The sequence below is a fragment of the Microbacterium sp. NPDC089696 genome, from assembly GCF_044749125.1.
Classification (GTDB): Bacteria; Actinomycetota; Actinomycetes; order Actinomycetales; family Microbacteriaceae; genus Microbacterium.
Map to the genome: position 1 here is coordinate 1,508,207 of NZ_JBIVHF010000001.1, position 16,815 is coordinate 1,525,021.

General features: G+C 71.1%; 14 protein-coding genes. 9 read left to right on the forward strand and 5 right to left on the reverse strand.

The features are described 5' to 3' along the window. Positions 1-4: 4 nt before the first annotated feature. Positions 5-967 (reverse strand): glycosyltransferase family 2 protein, encoded by a 963-nt coding sequence (locus tag ACIPY8_RS07370; protein WP_400816558.1) that lies wholly within the window; start codon positions 965-967, stop codon positions 5-7. After that, positions 964-2,874 carry a glycosyltransferase gene (locus tag ACIPY8_RS07375; protein WP_400816560.1) on the reverse strand — a complete coding sequence of 637 codons (1,911 nt, stop codon included), beginning with the start codon at positions 2,872-2,874 and terminating at the stop codon, positions 964-966. The genes ACIPY8_RS07370 and ACIPY8_RS07375 overlap by 4 nt, the downstream gene beginning before the upstream one ends. 151 nt (positions 2,875-3,025) lie before the next feature. Here ACIPY8_RS07375 and galE point away from each other — a divergent pair, with 151 nt between their 5' ends. Next, positions 3,026-4,015, forward strand: a complete 990-nt coding sequence (gene galE, locus ACIPY8_RS07380; protein WP_400816562.1) for a UDP-glucose 4-epimerase GalE — start codon at positions 3,026-3,028, stop codon at positions 4,013-4,015. A gap of 16 nt (positions 4,016-4,031) precedes the next feature. Here galE and ACIPY8_RS07385 read toward each other — a convergent pair whose 3' ends face one another. Both ACIPY8_RS07385 and ACIPY8_RS07390 read right to left on the reverse strand, forming a co-directional pair. Further along, a complete protein-coding gene (locus tag ACIPY8_RS07385) occupies positions 4,032-5,330 on the reverse strand; it encodes an O-antigen ligase family protein (protein ID WP_400816564.1) in 1,299 nt (432 codons plus the stop codon). Further along, positions 5,327-6,745 carry an O-antigen ligase family protein gene (locus ACIPY8_RS07390; RefSeq protein WP_400816566.1) on the reverse strand — a complete coding sequence of 473 codons (1,419 nt, stop codon included), beginning with the start codon at positions 6,743-6,745 and terminating at the stop codon, positions 5,327-5,329. The genes ACIPY8_RS07385 and ACIPY8_RS07390 overlap by 4 nt, the downstream gene beginning before the upstream one ends. A gap of 101 nt (positions 6,746-6,846) precedes the next feature. Between ACIPY8_RS07390 and manA the strand changes: the two genes are divergently transcribed. The 4 genes from manA to ACIPY8_RS07410 all read left to right on the forward strand — a co-directional run bounded on the left by manA (position 6,847) and on the right by ACIPY8_RS07410 (position 12,994). Further along, positions 6,847-7,989: a mannose-6-phosphate isomerase, class I gene (gene manA / locus ACIPY8_RS07395; protein ID WP_400816568.1), complete on the forward strand. Its 1,143-nt coding sequence runs from the start codon at positions 6,847-6,849 to the stop codon at positions 7,987-7,989. Between the two features lie 156 nt (positions 7,990-8,145). Further along, positions 8,146-8,463, forward strand: coding sequence for a WhiB family transcriptional regulator (locus ACIPY8_RS07400; protein WP_400817677.1), 318 nt, complete (start codon positions 8,146-8,148; stop codon positions 8,461-8,463). 95 nt (positions 8,464-8,558) lie between these two features. Continuing rightward, complete coding sequence (locus tag ACIPY8_RS07405) at positions 8,559-11,615, forward strand: glycosyltransferase (protein WP_400816570.1); 3,057 nt, start codon at positions 8,559-8,561, stop codon at positions 11,613-11,615. Further along, on the forward strand, positions 11,612-12,994 hold the full coding sequence (locus ACIPY8_RS07410) for a DUF5719 family protein (protein ID WP_400816572.1): 1,383 nt from the start codon (positions 11,612-11,614) through the stop codon (positions 12,992-12,994). Before ACIPY8_RS07405 ends, ACIPY8_RS07410 begins: the two co-directional genes overlap by 4 nt. Before the next feature lie 33 nt (positions 12,995-13,027). Here the strand turns inward: ACIPY8_RS07410 and ACIPY8_RS07415 are convergent, their stop codons facing one another. Continuing rightward, on the reverse strand, positions 13,028-13,450 hold the full coding sequence (locus tag ACIPY8_RS07415) for a hypothetical protein (protein WP_400816574.1): 423 nt from the start codon (positions 13,448-13,450) through the stop codon (positions 13,028-13,030). 82 nt (positions 13,451-13,532) lie between these two features. On the opposite strand from ACIPY8_RS07415, the gene ACIPY8_RS07420 reads away from it, so the two are divergent. The 4 genes from ACIPY8_RS07420 (at position 13,533) to ACIPY8_RS07435 (ending at position 16,806) form a co-directional block, all read left to right on the forward strand. Continuing rightward, on the forward strand, positions 13,533-13,739 hold the full coding sequence (locus ACIPY8_RS07420; RefSeq protein WP_400816576.1) for a DUF3499 family protein: 207 nt from the start codon (positions 13,533-13,535) through the stop codon (positions 13,737-13,739). Between the two features lie 84 nt (positions 13,740-13,823). Next, positions 13,824-14,783 carry an efflux RND transporter periplasmic adaptor subunit gene (locus tag ACIPY8_RS07425; protein WP_400816578.1) on the forward strand — a complete coding sequence of 320 codons (960 nt, stop codon included), beginning with the start codon at positions 13,824-13,826 and terminating at the stop codon, positions 14,781-14,783. Next, positions 14,780-15,595, forward strand: coding sequence for an ABC transporter ATP-binding protein (locus ACIPY8_RS07430; RefSeq protein ID WP_400816580.1), 816 nt, complete (start codon positions 14,780-14,782; stop codon positions 15,593-15,595). Before ACIPY8_RS07425 ends, ACIPY8_RS07430 begins: the two co-directional genes overlap by 4 nt. Next, positions 15,592-16,806 carry an ABC transporter permease gene (locus tag ACIPY8_RS07435; protein ID WP_400816582.1) on the forward strand — a complete coding sequence of 405 codons (1,215 nt, stop codon included), beginning with the start codon at positions 15,592-15,594 and terminating at the stop codon, positions 16,804-16,806. The genes ACIPY8_RS07430 and ACIPY8_RS07435 overlap by 4 nt, the downstream gene beginning before the upstream one ends. The last annotated feature ends 9 nt before the right edge of the window (positions 16,807-16,815 follow it).

Here is a 16,815-nt window from a genome sequence, read left to right on the forward strand (position 1 = left end):
GGCCTCAGACCTCCAGGGGCGCCATCGGCTGCCAGGAGCGGTCGCGACCCAGACGGCCGCCCTCCTTGAGCCCGCGGAACAGGTTGCTGGTGCCGCGCACCGTGCGCTCGACGAACACGAGGCGGATGAGCTCCTTCGCGAAGGTCATCGCCGTCCCGAGGCCGAACAGCACCGGGTTGTACGCGCCGTGCACCCGGTAGTACTGCTTGATGTAGGCGCGGTTGCGCATGATGTAGAAGCGGTAGGCGTTGCTCGACGCGTTCATATGGCGGATGCCCATGTCCCATTGGCGGATCTCGCGCGTGCGACGGAGCACGAACTCGTCGACGATCACGGCGGTGGTCTTGCGCGAGGCGAGCCAGCCGTACATCTGGTCGTCCCAGTAGATGAAGAAGCGCGGATCGGGGAGACCGATCTGCTTCACGATGGACCGGTGGATGAACATGCCCTCGAAGCAGCCGCTGTTCATCTCCTTGAAGCCCGACGCGTCGAAGCCCGAGGGGGCGAACGGGATCGGGATGCCCATGCGCTCCGCGATCCGGTACTGCCAGTAGAACTCGCTGCCGTCGTAGTCGTAGCGGCGGCCCTGGATGCTCTTGAAGCGCGGGGCCCACGCACCCATCTTGCCGAGACCGTCGGGGATGACCTCGACGTCGTCGTCCATCATCCAGATCCACTCGGAGCCGAGCTCGTACGCGGTGCGCATGCCCTCGCTGAAGCCGCCCGATCCGCCGGTGTTCGTCTCGAGCCGACGGTAGACGAGCTCGGTGCCCAGACGCGGGCGGAACGACTCGACGACATCGGTGGTGTCGTCGGACGACGCGTTGTCGACGATCACGACGTGGCCCGGCTTCGGGTCCATCGCCGTGATGCTCTCCAGGAGACCGGTGAGCAGGTGCGATCGGTTGAACGTGACGATGACGATGGTGGCCGTTGCCGGATCGAATGCAGCGGGCGCCGCGGTCATGCCTTCTCCTCGAAGATGTTCTGCCAGGATGCGGGGGATACGAGGTCGGGCAGCGCCTCGCGATACTCACGCTGCAGTTCGGGCCAGCGTCGGCGCAGCTGCGCGTGCAGACGGGTCGTCTCGCGCAGCATGCGGCGGTACTTGGCGCGGTCGCGCGTGTAGATGTTCTTGCCGGAGCCGTCGGCCGCGCTCACGAGGGCGCTGTCGAAGGCGGGGAGACGCCACCACTGGGCGTCCTCCTTGCCGAACTCGACCTCGGGCTGCTGCACGTTCTCCGGCGCCGGCCGGTGCAGCCAGTGCGCGATCAGCGTCGAGAGCGTGAACCAGCGCAGTCGGAGGCCGGTCGGATTGTCGAGGTTGTTCTTCGACAGCTGCTTGTACACGCGACGTCCGTTGCGCGAGTGCAGCACCGTGGAGGGGTCGCGATGCACGACGGTCTCGGGGAACTCGCCGGCGAGGGTGCGCGCGGCGGGCATCGCCGTCGCGAGGTTCTCGCGCATGTGCCCGGGGCCGGCGAGCACATCACGCAGCGCCATCGCGCGCAGGGCCACCGGGTAGTACTGCATCATCATCAGGTGCTTGAGGTCGACGCGGCGGCTGTGCACCAGGAGCCGTCCGCCTCGCGGAGCGTTCGAGTGCAGCAGACCCGCCACGATGCGGTTGCGGGCGTGGAAGTACGCCTGCCAGTCGATCGTGTCGTCCTTGTTGACCCAGGAGACGTGCCACAGCGCGACGCCCGGCATCGACACGGTCGGGAATCCGGCCTCGCCCGCGCGGAGGCAGAACTCGGCGTCGTCCCATTTGATGAACGCGGGGAGCGCGAGGCCGACCTCGCGGATCGCGTCGAGCGGGATCAGGCACATCCACCAGCCGTTGTAGTCGGCGTCCATCCGCATGTGCAGCAGGCTCGACTGGCGGAGGTTCGCGACGCCGAAGTCGTGCGGCATCTTCTCCTGATAGAGGTTGCGCCACATGAACGGCGCCTCGTCGACGACCTCGGCCCAGCCGTGCAGCTTGGGGCGGTCGAGCAGATCGAACATGTGACCGCCCACCAGCACCGGGGACGTGGCGTAGCGTCCGAACACGATCGAGCGGCGCAGCGACTCCGGCTCGAGCCGGACGTCGTCGTCGAGCAGCTGCACGAAGTCGCTCTCGGGGCGCTGCAGGGACTCGTGCATCGCACGGGCGAACCCGCCGGAGCCGCCGAGATTGGGCTGTCGGATGACCTGGAGGGTCTCGCCGAGGCGTTCGGCCACATCGTCGAAGCCGTCCTGCTCCGCGACGATCTGCGTTCCCTGGTCGATCAGGAAGATCCGGTCCACGTACTCCAGCGCATCGGGGGATGCCGCGAGCGCGCGCAGCGTCTCGACGCAGTAGTCGGGCTTGTTGTAGGTCGTGATCCCCAGCGAGGCCTTGCCGGTCCGGGCGGGCTCCTGGTCGGTCGTCCACTCGGCGCCCTCGATGATGGCGTGCTTCTCGTCGGCGACCACGTCGAACCAGATCCAGCCGCCGTCGCTGTACTGCGTGAGCTCCAGGTCGAAGGAGGTCTCCGCGTCGCCGGTGACCTCGCGCGTCGCGACGCGCTGACGGACGCCCGAGCCGTTCGAGCGGTAGACGAGGATCGTCGCTGGGCCGCTGGTGCGCACCGTGAGGCGCACCGCGCGCACGCTCGTCCAGTGCTGCCAGTACGACGCCGGGAAGGCGTTGAAGTACGTGCCGAGGGACACGCGTCGTCCGGCCACGACCCGTGCGCGATGCCGTCCGAGGATGTTGCCGAGGTGAGCGCGGTTGGACACGCGGACGGGCTCGTCCTCGATCACCGACCACGTCTCGGGATCTGCGTACAGGGGCAGAAGGTCGGGGTCGCGATCGAGCGGGAAGACGACGTTCTGTAGGACGTATGCCACGGGATGGATCTCCGATGTTGGGTGCCACGGGTCGCCGGCGGGCGGCGGCGCGGGAACTCGACGAGCAGAGAGTAGCCTACCCTCCGCAGCCCGGTGATCCCGGTGAGTCCGCCCCGGAACGCCGAGGTGCCCGTCTGTAGACTGACCCCCGATGAAGGTATTGATCACCGGCGGCGCCGGATACATCGGGTCCACGATCGCGACGGCGTGCATCGAAGCGGGGCACGATGTCGTCCTGCTCGATGATCTCTCCGCGGGACTGCGTCGCTTCGGCGAGGGCCGTGAGCTCTTCGAGGGCGACATCGCCGACCGCGACCTCCTCGATCGCCTGCTCACCGCGCACCCCGACATCGACGCCGTGATCCACTGCGCCGCGCGCACCGTCGTGCCGGAGTCTGTCGCGGACCCTCTCGGCTACTACGACGCGAACGTCGGCAAGACGATCCTCCTGCTCCAGCGTCTGCGCGAAGCGGGTGTCGCACGCATCGTCTTCAGCTCCTCCGCCTCGGTGTACGCGGGGGAGGACGGCGGCGGCGTCGACGAGACCGGACGCCTCGCGCCCTCGAGTCCCTACGCGACGACCAAGGCCATGGTCGAGCAGATCCTCGAGGATGCGGCGGCGGCCGGCGATCTGCGCGCGATCGCGCTGCGCTACTTCAACCCGATCGGCGCGGACCCGCGGCTGCGCACCGGGCTGCAGAACCCCGTCCCCACGCACGCGCTCGGCAAGATCCTCACGGCGCGCGCCGCCGGACGCCCGTTCGAGGTCACCGGGACCGACTGGGCCACCCGCGACGGCTCGGGCCTCCGCGACTACATCCACGTGTGGGACCTCGCTCTCGCGCATGTCGCCGCCGTCGAGCGGTTCGACGACGTCGTGACGGGCGACAGCCCGTTCCGAGCGATCAACCTCGGCCGCGGCGACGGCGTGACCGTGCGGGAGCTCGTGTCGGCGGTCGAGCGCGTGACGGGGGAGACGCTGCCCGTCGTGGAGGCCCCACGCCGACCGGGGGATCAGGCGGGCGCCTACGCGATCGTCGATCTCGCGCACGAGCTGCTCGACTGGCGCGCCGAGCGCTCGGTCGACGACGGCGTGCGGGACGCGATCGCCTGGGCGGAGAAGCTGCGCGCCCAGGTCTGACCGTCGGGTCCCGGGCTCAGTGCTCCGGGCGGAGCGTGGGGATCGCCCCCGTGTGCGCCGCGTCGATGTTCTCGCGCCAGGACCGGGACTGCCCGGCGCGCAGCGCGCACAGCACGAGCAGGAACCATCCCGCGCCGTCGAGGGTGAAGCTCTCGAACATCGAGTCCACCGCGAGTGTCACGAGCATGAGCGGCGTCCACGCGTAGACCACCGATCGGCGCACGCTCGCGACGAGCCAGGACCTCACCGTCGCCGCGCCTCCGAGGGCGAGGAACAGCACGAGGCCGGCCCACCCGAGCTGCAGCATCACGTCGAAGTAGGCGTTGAGTCCGCTCTGATGGTGGTCGTCGAGCAGGAAGTTGATGTACGTGAAGGGGTACTCGCCCCGCGCCCACGGCCCGAACCATCCCCATCCGGTGATCGGCTTGAGCGACACGAAGTCGAGCATGGTGTTCCACAGGGTCGCCCTGATGGAGAAGTCCGATCCGGCGTCGAGCAGAGCGATGATCGGATGCCGCAGGGCGAACGCGGCGGTCAGCGCGAGCGCCACGAGGATGCCGAGCACCCATTGCACGAGGCTGCGGCGCTCGGTCGGCGTGTGCCGCACGATCGTGAGAGCGACGGTGACGATGCCCACGGCGGCCGCGAGCACGATGACCGTGGGGGAGGAGGAGAGGAACGCGAGCAGGGCGGCGAGCGCCACGGAGGGGATCGCGATCGGCGCGGTGACGGACTGCGATCGCCATTCGATCACGAACGTGATGAGAGCGAGCACGGCGATGAAGCCGAGCATGTTGCGGCTGCCGAACAGGCCCTGCACGGGACCGCCCACCGCCAGGTTGCCCTGGATGCCCAGGAATCCGAAGGGCATGTCGAGGAGGACCCCGGAGAGGATCTCCATCCCGAGCGAGAGGACCAGCAGCACACGGAGCGTGTCGCCCAGCGCCCGCACCGTCTGCAGCGTGTCGCGGATGTGGCCGACGGTGATCGCGAGGAACGCGAATCCGAAGAGCGCCAACCACCCGAAGACGGTGTCGGACTTGTCGGTGGTCCACACGAGGCTGACGAGCGCCCACGCGAGGAAGGCGAGCAGTGAGGACGGCGCCAACCGCAGCAGTGACAGCTCCTCTCGACGCACCCAGAGGATCGCGGCGCCCACGGCGCACAGCACGGCGATGATCGTCGCGAGCGTGACCTGCGAGGTCATGCGCTCGATCGCGAAGGACGCGAAGACGGCGCTCAGGACGGCGATCGTGAACGCACGAGCGAACTCCGCCGAGCCGAGGAGATCGACGAGGCGCCGAGGGGACGTCACGGAACCCGCCGCGCTCTCTCACCGTGCTCGATCACACGGTCGCGCTCGCCGATGCCGATCAGCGGGACGGACTTGATCTTGAAGGTCAGCATCACGAGCAGCATCCAGCCCCACAGCATGATCGGGGTGGACTCGGTGAGCCCTTGCACGAGCAGGACGACCGTGAACAGACTCGGCAGCAGCGTGACGGGCGAGTACGGCCGGTCGCTCGTGAGGTCCCAGCGCGGGCGGTCCACCGCGAAGAACCACGAGCGCCACAGCAGGCTCAGGTACGCGAGCGCCATCAGCACGACGCCGACGACCCCGAGCTGCATCAGCACGTCGAGCCACATGTTGTGCGCGTGGAACACCGTGATGCCGTGGTCGACGATCCACCCGTCGAACGCCGGGTCGAAGGGGACCCAGGGACTCGAGAAGCCGTTGCCGAACACGGGATGCTCGGCCGCGCGCTCGAGGACCTTCGTCCAGATGCGGTCGGAGCGCCCCGTGAGGTCACCGCTGCGGCCCAGGATCGACAGGAGCGGATCGCGGAGCACCCACACGGCGGCGGCCAGCACCGCGCCTCCGCCGACGAAGAGGACGTAGAGCCGGGTGCGACCGCCGGGCGTGCGCGTGCGTCGCATCAGTAGGGCGAGGACCAGCACCACCCCCGTCGCGGCGGCGCAGGCGTACGCGGTCGCGGAGCCGGCGCGCAGCAGGAAGTAGGCCGCGAGGATCATCCACAGGGCGAGGGTCGTGCGCCAGCGCGCCCGTGCGGCGAAGCGGACGCCGAACGTGAGGATCGCGAAGAGGCTGATGATCGCCAGCAGGTTCGAGTTGCCCACGATGCCCTGAATGCGGTCGCCGTCGAAGAGATTGCCCCGCACCCAGTACCAGTGGGCGTTGATCTCCTCGCCCTCCGGACGGACGAAGAAGTTGGGGAGGATCGGCCCGTGCACGATCAGGGCGACCCAGAGCTCGATCGCGAGCGACAGGCCGAGGATCCACTTGAACGCCGACGCGAGTGCGCGCACGATCTCGTTCCAGGACAGCACGTGCACGACGAACAGCGCGTTCACCGTCACGGTCGCCAGCAGCACCCACGTGATCAGCGTCGATCCGCGCCACTGCGACCAGATGACCGACAGCAGCGCGAGCGCCGTGTAGGCGGTGGCCGCCCACGGCAGGCGGCGCCAGGCGAATCGCTGCGGGCGGCGTCGCGCGATCATCGGGATGCCGATCGCCAGGGTCGCGATCAGGAAGCCGAGCAGCACCGCGACCGCGCCGTACTCCCCGACGAGGTTGTAGACCGCGGCGTGCGCGAACGTAGCGAACAGCACGAGGATGATGTACCCGCGCAGCAGAAGATGCCCCGTGGACTCTCGCTCGGGGGCCTGGGGCGGGGCTGCCGCCGGATGCTTCGTGTACTGCGCCATCGCGTTCAGGCTACCGCGCGCACCCGAGCGCGCACCGGGTGCGACGCGCGCCGGACGGTCCCGGGTCGCGACGGCCGCGCGTCGACCCCTACCCTGGTCACATGCTGCTGAGCCTGACGAACGTCCCGCGCGACTACGCCTGGGGGTCGCAGACCCTTCTGGCCGAGCTCGAGGGGAGGGAGCCGTCGACCGTCCCCGAGGCGGAGGTGTGGTTCGGCGATCACCCGGGGGATCCGGCCGACGTGGCGAGCGGCGGCACCCTCGACGCCGTCACCGGCGGGCGCCTGCCGTATCTGCTCAAGCTCCTCGCCGCGGCCTCCCCGCTGTCCATCCAGGTGCACCCCACGATCGCCCAGGCCAAGGACGGCTGGGCGCGGGAGTCCGGTCTCGGCGCCGACGACCCCACCCGGAACTACCGCGACGACAACCACAAGCCCGAGCTGATCGTGGCGCTGAGCGACCGCTTCGAGTCGCTCAGCGGTCTCCGGCCGATCGACGCGACGCTCGACCTGCTGAGCGTGCTCGGAGAGGGGCCCGGCCCGGCCGCGCTCGCCGGGCGCCTGCGCGGCGACGGCGACGTGCTGCGCGACGCCATCGGCTGGCTGCTGTCCGGAAGCGCCCAGGTCGAGGTGGACGACGTGATCGCGGCCGTGCGCTCAGCCGTGGTGTCGGCCTCGGGGGAGTGGGCGACGACCCTCCGTGCCGTGTCGGCGATCGCGGAGACGTACCCCGGAGACCCCGGCGTCGTCGTGGCGCTCCTCATGAATCACGTCGTGCTGCGTCGCGGCGAGGGGATCTTCCTGCGTGCCGGACTCCTCCACGCGTACATCTCGGGCCTCGGCGTCGAGATCATGGCCGCCAGCGACAACGTGCTGCGTGGCGGCCTCACCCCGAAGCGGATCGACGTGTCCGAGCTCCTGTCCGTCCTCGACACGGAGCCGGGCGAGGTGCCGGTGCTCCGACCGCACCCGGACGGCTCCATCACCGAGTACTCCGTTCCGATCGAGGACTTCGCGCTGCGCCGGGTGGAGCTCCGCGGAGACGAGGTCGAGGTCGACGTCACCGGTCCGACCATGGTGCTCGCGACCGCGGGGGAGGTCGCCGTGACCGCGACCGGCGGCACCCCGCAGGACGTCGCGGTCGGAACCGTCGCGTTCGCCGGGGGCGACGAGTCCCGGATCGTGCTCTCCGGGCGCGGGGAGGCCTTCATCGCGACCCCGGGTTCCCGCGCGTCGACGCGCTGACCCCGCTCCGGGGCGTGCGACACGCCGATGAACGCCCAAGAACCTTCAAGACATGATTGAGGGTTTACGATCCGCGACTTGACCGGAGCGAATCACACGGGTGTAATTAGTGGAGCACGGCCCGCCGAGGGGGCGGAACAAGGGTTGGAGATCGAGATGACGGGATACCGTTCGGACGTACCGGAGAACTGGTTCGTCGATCCGATCAACCTCGGCGTTCCCGGGGTTCGAAAGGTCGAGTCCGAGGACGACACCGCTCTGGCGTGGCAGACCGACGCCCTGTGCTCGCAGACCGATCCGGAGGCCTTCTTCCCCGAGAAGGGCGGATCCACGCGCGACGCCAAGCGGATCTGCACCTCGTGCGACGTCCGCGGCGAATGCCTCGAGTACGCGCTCAACAACGATGAGCGCTTCGGCATCTGGGGTGGTCTCTCCGAGCGTGAGCGCCGCAAGCTCAAGCGTCGCGCGAGCTGACACGACGTCCACGACCCCGAGTCCTGCCCGGCTTCGAGGCCACGCCGCGGCGGCTGCCGCCGAGGCGGTATCGCGCGGCTTAGGCTGACCACGTCATGCCAGCCCGAGTTCATGCCATCATCGTGGCGCGCCCCGGTTCCTCCGCCCGCGCGCAGCTGCTCCGCACGCTGGACGCCCTGCGCTCCCAGTCCACCCCCGCTGTCGCCATCACCCTCGTGATGTGCGGAGACGCCACCACGGCTCGCGAGAGCGAGGTCGTCGGCTCGCTCGTCGAGGGCGTGATCGAGGCGCGCGGCGGTACGTCCTTCGCCGATGCCGTGGAGCTCGCCCGCCCCCGCGTCGCCGCAGGGAGCGCCGTCTGGTTGCTGGCGCACGACACCGCGCCGCACCCTCGCGCCCTGGAGCGGCTCATCGGCACGCTCGAGCGCTCGCCCTCGGCCGCGATCGCCGCGCCCAAACTCGTGCAGACCGACGACGACCGCGAGATCGTGTCGCTCGGCATCAGCATGACCGGTCTGGGACGCTCGGTCGAGCTCGCGGCCGGCGAACTCGACCAGGGGCAGCACGACGGACGCGACGACGTGCTCGGTGCCGACATCCGCGGCATGCTCATCCGCTCCGAGGTCCGTGAGGCGCTGCGCCCCGACCCCGCGCTCGCGGGCGCCGACGAGGGGCTGGACCTCGGCGTGCGCGCCCGGCTCGGCGGAGGACGCGTCGTGCTCGCGCCGTCCGCGCGCATCTCCGTCTCTCCCGACGGACCCGCGGCGCTGCCCGTCGGTCGCGGCCGCCGTGCCTTCGCCACCCGGCTCGCCCAGCTCCATCGGCGCCTGGCCTACGCGCCGGCGTTCGCGGTGCCGCTGCACTGGCTCACGCTTCTGCCGCTCGCACTGTGGCGATCGATCACGCACCTGATCGGCAAGCGCCCCGAGGCGGTCGCGCCGGAGTGGGGTGCGGCCGTGACCGCGATGGTCCGTGTCCCCGCGATCACCCGGTCGCGCGAGCGGATCCGTGCCTTCCGGACCTCCAGCTGGTCGAGCATCGCCCCGCTGCGGATCTCCCGCGGGGATCTGCGACGACGGCTCGACGACGGACACGGCAGCGAGCACGGCGCGGTGAGCGAGATCCGCTTCTTCTCCGGCGGCGGTGCGTGGGCGGTGCTCGCCGCCCTGGTGGTGAGCGTCGCGTCGTTCACCACGCTCCTCGCCTGGCCGGTGCTCGGTGGCGGCGCTCTGCTGCCGCTGCGCACCACGGTCGGCGCGCTCTGGGAGGACGCCGCTTGGGGCCTCCGGGGTCTCGGCGTCAACGTGGTCGGACCGGCCGACCCCTTCGCCGCGGTCGTCGCCGTCCTGGGGACGCTGTGGCCCGCAGGCCCGTCCTTCTCGCTCGTACTGCTGTGGATCCTCGCGCTGCCGCTCGCCGTCCTCGGCGGCTGGTTCGCGGCGACCCGCGTCACGGACCGTTCGGGGCTGCGCATCTTCGCCGGCATCGTCTGGGCGCTGACGCCGACATTCCTCACCGCGCTCGTCGACGGCCGTCCTGCCGCCGTGCTGGTGCACCTGCTCCTTCCGTGGCTGTTCCACACCGCGGTCGTCGCGCATCGCTCGTGGGGCGCCGCCGGGGCCGCGTCGCTGGTGTTCGCCGCCGTGGTCGCGTGCGCGCCGTCGTTGGCGCCGGCGCTGCTGCTGCTCTGGGTCGTCGCGGTCGGCATCAGCCTCGGCAGCGCTCGCGTCCGCGGGGCCGTGCGGCTCCTGTGGGTGCTCGTCCCCGCGGTCGCGCTGTTCGCTCCGCTCGTGGTGTGGCAGATGCGGCATGGCAGCCTCCTCTCTGTCCTGGCCGATCCCGGATACCTCTGGGCGGGACCGCAGGCCTCCGCGGACGCCGCCGGCCGCCTCGGCCTGATCTCCGGATTCCCGACGCCGGACGTCGCCGGGTGGACGGCCGTGGTGGGCCCGGACGTCGCCTCGTGGGCGGGGCTCCTTCTCGCGCCTCTCGCGCTGCTCGCGCTCGTGTCGGCCGTGTCGCCCCGGTGGCGCGCCGGGATCACCCTGCTCGTGGTCGCGGCCTCGGGGCTCGCCACGGCGCTTCTCGCCGTCGGCGTCACGGTCGCCTTCGCCCAGGGCGTGCCCGTGGCGATCTGGCCCGGCACGGGACTCAGCCTCGCCGCGATCGGCGTCCTCGGCGCCGCCCTCGTGACCCTCGACAGTGCGATCACCCTCCCGCGTGTCCGCGTCGTCAGCGCCGCGGTCGCCGGCCTCGCGATCGCCGTGTGCGCCGTTCCGGCGATCGCCGCGTTCCACCTGGGGCGCACCGTCCTGACCGACGGCCCCGCGTCGACGCTGCCCGCGTACGTCGCGGCGCAGGCCGGAGGGGACCGTCCGATCGGCACGCTCGTGCTCACCCCGCAGAACGACGGCGGTCTCGCCGCCGAGGTCGCCTGGGGAGCCAGCGAGACGCTCGGCGCCCAGACGACCATGCTCTCGACGGCGACCGCGCTCCAGGGCGAGGACATCACGACGCTCTCGGTCGACCTCCTGTCTGCACGCGACTTCGACGCGGCCGCCGAGTTGGGACAGGTGGGCATCTCGTACGTGCTCCTCGCCCAGGTCGGAGACGACGAGGCCGACCGGGCGCGCACGCTGCGCACCGCGGCCGTCACCGCGCTCGACCAGCGGGCGGGCTTCGTGCAGGCCGGAACGACGGACCGGGGGGTCCTCTACCGGCTCGAGGCCGACGCCGAACCGCGGCCGGCCCCGACCGTCGCGCAGGCCGCGACATCCCGTCTCGTCGTCACGGGGCAACTGGTGCTCGTGCTCGCCGCGCTGCTGCTGTCGATCCCCACGCGGGCCTCGCGTCGCGCCGCTCGCGCCACCTCCCGGATCGTCGGACTCGCACCGGAGGAGCGCATCGTGCTGCCGCGCCACGCCGAGGACGTCGAGCCCGAGCCCGAGTCCGAGACACAGGACGCCGCAGAGCCTGAGCCCGAGCCCGTGCCTGAGTCCGAGCCCGAGTCCGAGTCCGAGCCTGAGACACCGGACACCGCAGAGCCCGAGTCCGAGGTCGAGCCCGAGAGACCGGACACCGCGGCGCCTGAGCCCGAGTCCGGGGCCGAGTCCGCGGCATCCGATCAGCGTTCCGAGGAGGAGAGCCGATGACCGGCACTCGCACGTTCCGCGTCGCCGCCACGAGCGCCCGCGTGCTGACCGGGGCCGTGGTCGCGGCCGCCTGCGTCGTCGGTGCCGTGGTCGCGATCACGGCACCGTGGCCCACCGTCGCCCACGAGCCGGCGTACGCAGACGTGACCCCGATGCCCGGAGACACCGTGCTCGTGTGCAACGGCGACTTCCGCGCTCTCGGACGTGATTCCTCGAACCCGCTGGAGATGGTGTCGGCGGCGACGCCGCGCATCACATCCGGCGGATCGGAGGGAGCTCCCGAGTCGACCTCGCTCGCGGTCGACGATCTCGTGGGTGCGGGCGACGTGCGTCGCCTCGTCGGCGAGGTCACCGGCCGCGCCGCCCCCATGCTCGGCGCGACCGAGTCGGTGAACCTGTCCGAGGAGGACCTGTTCGGCTTCGCGGCCGCGCCCTGCCGACCGGCGAGCACCGAGTCCTGGCTTCTCGGAGGCACGGTCGAGACGGGGTCGAAGGACCTGATCGTGCTCACGAATCCGGGCGCGGTGCCGTCCACGGTCGCGCTGTCGGTGTTCGGCACCGTGCGCGCCTCGACCTCCGTGATCGTCCCGGCCGGCACTCAGGTCGCGCTCCCGCTCTCCTCGATCGCCAGCGGCTCCGAGATCCCGGTCGTGAAGGTCACGGCCACGGGCTCCCCTGTGCGCGCGGTGCTGCAGTCGTCGCTCACCCGCACCCTCGACCCCGCGGGCGTCGACCTGCAGGACGCGGTGACGGCCGCGCAACGGCATCCCGTGATCCCGGGCGTCCAGATGTTCGAGAGCCCCGCCGACGGCAGCGAGATGGCCGTCGTGCGGCTCATGTCGCCCGGAGCCGATGCGCAGGCGGTCGTGACCGTGCGTGCGATCGGGGAGTCCGACCCCGTCGTGGAGCTGCCGATCCCGCTCACGGCCGACGAGCCCACCGAGCTCTCGCTGTCGGCGGTTCCGCCGGGGGAGTACACGGTGCAGGTCGACGCGGACGTCCCCGTCCTGGCGGGAGTGCGCGAGCAGGACGGCTCCGGACCGCAGACCGACTTCGCCTGGCTCCTGCCCGCGCCGGAGTTCGACTCCGAGGTCCTCGTGGCCGTCCCCGACGGCCCGGAGCCGCGTCTGGTGTTCGCGAACGACGAGGATCGGGAGGTCGAGGTCGTGGTCGTGGAGCAGGGGAGCGACGAGCCCGTGGCGGTGACCGTCCCGGCCGGGTCCTCGGCCGCGATCGGCGTCGACCCGCGGACCGTCTATGCGGTGACCGCGTCCGGACCCGTACACGCCTCGGTCACGATGACCGCGGCGGGGGCGCTCGCGGGATGGCCGGTCTGGCCGGCCGCAGGAGCGCAGCAGAGCATCAGGGTCTATCCCTGACCTGCGATCCGAGGTGATCGCGTCGCGGGCGGCTCAGTGCTCGTGACCCAGATCCCAGGGCTCGCGCCCCACATACTCGGCGGCTGCGCGGAACACGGCGCTCTCGATCGCCATGCGTCGATGCGCACCGTCGTCGTGCCCGGGAGGCAGTAGCCGTTCGATCGGGAGCCGGAAGAGCACGATCCGTCGGTTCTGCCGATCCAGATACCAGCGCGGGACCTCGTCGCCGCCCTCGAACGCCGGCATGGCGCCGATCTCGAACCGGACGTCCTCGAGCTCCGGCCACGTCCCTCGGAGGAACTCGACGGCCGTGCCGACGGTCAGGTCGAACCGGTCGATGCGTCCGTCGATCGGGGCGAGGGGCGGGCGCACGACCTCACTGCGTCCCAGGCGTCCGTGCCGACCATGGCGCGCACCACGGCGCGGGGCGGCGGAGGGGTGAGCGCGACGGGGCATAGCGAAAGTCTAGGGCGAACTCCCTCGACCGCGGCGGCGCGGCATCCGCCCGCGGACGTCGGACGGACGTAGCCTGGCGGGGATGGACGGACGACTCTGCTCGAAGGTCGGCTGCGCGCGAGAAGCCGTGGCGACGCTCACCTACGATTACGGCGACCAGATGGCGGCGCTGGGCCCGCTCGGCGCTGCGCATCACCCGAACGCGCACGACCTGTGCGCGCCGCACGCCGATCGCCTGTCGGTCCCGGCGGGCTGGCTCGTCGTGCGTCACGAGGCGCTCCGCGCCTGACACGCCCGACTGTCGGGGTTCTGCCAGGAACACGCCGCCGCGACGGCGCGGAGCCGTGACGTCCGACGGATACGCTGACCGCGGATGCGCCAGGGCGGCGCGGCCGGAAAGGCAGCCGTGATCGTCTGGCGACGCTGGATCTTCCCCCTTCTCCTCGTGATCGTGTTCGGGGCGTGCGCTGCGGCGCTCGTGAAACTCGCGTTCTTCCCGGACCGGACCGAGGCCGTGGTGAGTCCCGAGTCGTCGATCAGCGATCCCGTGATCGGCGTCGAACGCGGTTCCGTCGTGAACGCCCTCTCCCTCAGCGGCAACGTGGCCCGCGACGACGCCTACTCCGTTCGCGGCGAGATCACGGGAACGGTCCTCGCCGTGCACGTGGCCGACGGGGCCTCGGTGGTCGCCGGGCAGAAGCTCTACACGATCCGTCAGGACGATCCGAAGAAGGACATCGACGTCGTCGCGCCCGAGGCGGGCGATGTGTCCGAACTGGCGCTCGTCAAGGGGCAGGCGACGTCCGTGGGCACGGAGACCTACAAGATCACCCCCGCCCGCTACCACCTGCTCGCGACCGTCGAGCCCGTGCAGCTGTACCGGCTCGTGAACGCGCCGACAGAGGCGGCCGTGACGATCACGGGTGGTCCCGCGCCGTTCACCTGCACGGGCGTGCGGGTGCAGGTCAGTGCGGAGGGCACCGCCAGCGTGCGCTGCGCGATCCCCGTCGACCAGGTCGTGTTCGCTGGCCTCCCGGCCACCATGGATCTCGCACTCGGCCAGGTCGACGACGCCCTCGTGGTCCCCGTCACGGCCGTGCAGGGCGGGGCGGGCACGGGCACCGTGTGGGTCGACGCGGGCGACGGGGCCGACCCGGAGGAGCGCCCGGTGACCCTCGGGGTCAACGACGGCACCATGGTCGAGGTCGTCTCCGGACTCGAGGAGGGCGAGTCGATCCGGCAGTTCGTACCAGGCTTCGTCGCTCCGGTCGAGGAGTTCTGCTACGAGATCGCCCCCGGTCAGGAGCAGTGTGACAGCGGGATGAGCTGGTGACGCTCGTCGCGCTCGCCGACGTCACGAAGAGCGTGCTGCTGCCCGACGACTCCGAGCTGGAGATACTCCGGGGCATCACGCTCGAGGTGGGGGCGGGAGATCACGTCTCGATCGTCGGACGCTCGGGTTCGGGCAAGTCGACCCTCCTGAACATCCTCGGGATGCTGGACGCGCCGACGTCCGGCACGGTCTCGTTCGAGGGGCGCGAGGTGCGTCGGATGCGCTCCGGCCGACTCGACCGACTCCGCGGCGACAACGTCGGCTTCGTGTTCCAGCAGTTCAACCTCCTGCCGGGTCGCACCGCGCTGGACAACGTCATGATGCCGCTCGGCCACGCCAAGGGCCGTCTCTTCTGGAACCGTCGGCAGATCGCGACCGACATGCTCGAACGCGTCGGCCTCGGACACCGCGTCGAGCAGATCGCCGATCGCCTGTCCGGCGGCGAGCAGCAGCGTGTCGCCATCGCGCGGGCCCTCGTGCGGCGTCCGGTGCTGATCCTCGCGGACGAGCCGACGGGCGCGCTCGACATCGACACCGGGGCGTCCGTGATGTCCCTGCTCGACGAGGTCGCCACCGAGACGGATGCCGCTCTCGTGACGATCACGCACGACCTGCACGTCGCGGCCCGCGCCCGACGGCACTACCGGCTGGATGCGGGCGTGCTGGTGCCGGCCGACCTCGACCGCGCGTTCGAGGCCTCGACCCTGGCCGCCCCGGTGCCGTCCGCGGCGACCGCTCCGTCGCGCGCCGACGCCCCGGAGCCCGAGGGACCGCCGTCGCTGACGCCGATCGCGCGGGAGGTGTCGTCATGACCGGCCTCCTCGGAGCCCTGACCGACGCCTGGGCCGAGATCCGCGTCCACAAGCTGCGCGTCCTGCTCAGCCTCATCGGCATCGCGGTGTCCGTCGCCGCCCTGACCGGGGTCGTCGCGATCTCGGAGTACCAGCGACAGTTCCAGGCCGAGCAGTCCGACCGGTGGGGCGGCAGGGCGGCGACGCTCGTGGTCAACATCAGCGCCGACGACGGGAGTTCGATCGATGTCGACGCGTTCGACGAGCGGTTCGCCCGGGCGACCGCACGGTTCGATTTCAGCCATACGGCGCGCATCGCGTACGGGGTGATGGTGCCCGTGCAGCTGCCGGACGGCATCGTCGACGTGAACGCCCGGCTGCTCGACCCCGCCTATTCGCAAATCCATCGCGAGCAGCTCCTGGAGGGACGGGAGTTCCGTGACGCGGACGTCGACGCTCTCGCACCGCCCGTCATCATCACCGAGGCGCTGTGGGACCGCATCGGCCGCACTCCGCTCGACGCGCATCCGACGCTCGCGCTGTCCGGCCCGGCCGGAGGGACCTACCAGGTCGTCGGAGTGGTGCCGCGGCAGGGCTTCGGCGACGAAGAGCTGCGCGTCGACCTCCTGTACGACGCCTATCGGGCGCGTGTCGACTCCCTCCCCGAGGGGGCGATGCCGCAGTACGAGATCTGGGTGGGACCCGATCAGGTCGACCAGGTCGCGCCGGTGCTGGCGATGGATCTCCGCGCCGGCCTCCCCGAGGGGCAGACCATCTCGATCAACCGCTCCGACTGGGCCGCTCAGCCCGGTGCGGCGGACGCGCAGGCGACGTTCGAGATGGTGACCGGCGGGATCGCCGCGGTCATCCTCGCGCTGGGGGCGCTCAGTCTCATCAACATCCAGCTCGTCGCGATGCGGCAGCGCGTGCGCGAGATCGGCGTCCGCCGGGCGTTCGGCGCGACGTCCGGGAGGGTGTTCGTCTCGGTGTTCCTCGAGAGTCTCGTGGCGACCACGGTCGCGGGCATGGTCGGCATCGCGATCGTCGTCGCCGTGCTGCGCTCCGACTGGGTCGTGACTTCGATGTTCTACGGCATCCAGGACATCCCGCCGTTCCCGATGCGTGCCGCCTTCGTGGGCCTCGCCGCATCGATCGTCGTCGGCGCGGTCGCCGGCTTCATCCCGGCGCTGGTCGCGCTGCGGGTCAAGGTGATCGACGCGATCCGGTTCTGACGGGACCCC

Bases quoted from the DNA above. Each gene is read 5' to 3' on its own strand.
- ACIPY8_RS07370 (WP_400816558.1), bottom strand. From the start codon at position 967: ATGACCGCGGCGCCCGCTGCATTCGATCCGGCAACGGCCACCATCGTC.
- galE (WP_400816562.1), top strand. From the start codon at position 3,026: ATGAAGGTATTGATCACCGGCGGCGCCGGATACATCGGGTCCACGATC.
- ACIPY8_RS07390 (WP_400816566.1), bottom strand. From the start codon at position 6,745: ATGGCGCAGTACACGAAGCATCCGGCGGCAGCCCCGCCCCAGGCCCCC.
- manA (WP_400816568.1), top strand. From the start codon at position 6,847: ATGCTGCTGAGCCTGACGAACGTCCCGCGCGACTACGCCTGGGGGTCG.
- ACIPY8_RS07400 (WP_400817677.1), top strand. From the start codon at position 8,146: ATGACGGGATACCGTTCGGACGTACCGGAGAACTGGTTCGTCGATCCG.
- ACIPY8_RS07405 (WP_400816570.1), top strand. From the start codon at position 8,559: ATGCCAGCCCGAGTTCATGCCATCATCGTGGCGCGCCCCGGTTCCTCC.
- ACIPY8_RS07410 (WP_400816572.1), top strand. From the start codon at position 11,612: ATGACCGGCACTCGCACGTTCCGCGTCGCCGCCACGAGCGCCCGCGTG.
- ACIPY8_RS07415 (WP_400816574.1), bottom strand. From the start codon at position 13,450: ATGCCCCGTCGCGCTCACCCCTCCGCCGCCCCGCGCCGTGGTGCGCGC.
- ACIPY8_RS07420 (WP_400816576.1), top strand. From the start codon at position 13,533: ATGGACGGACGACTCTGCTCGAAGGTCGGCTGCGCGCGAGAAGCCGTG.
- ACIPY8_RS07425 (WP_400816578.1), top strand. From the start codon at position 13,824: ATGCGCCAGGGCGGCGCGGCCGGAAAGGCAGCCGTGATCGTCTGGCGA.
- ACIPY8_RS07435 (WP_400816582.1), top strand. From the start codon at position 15,592: ATGACCGGCCTCCTCGGAGCCCTGACCGACGCCTGGGCCGAGATCCGC.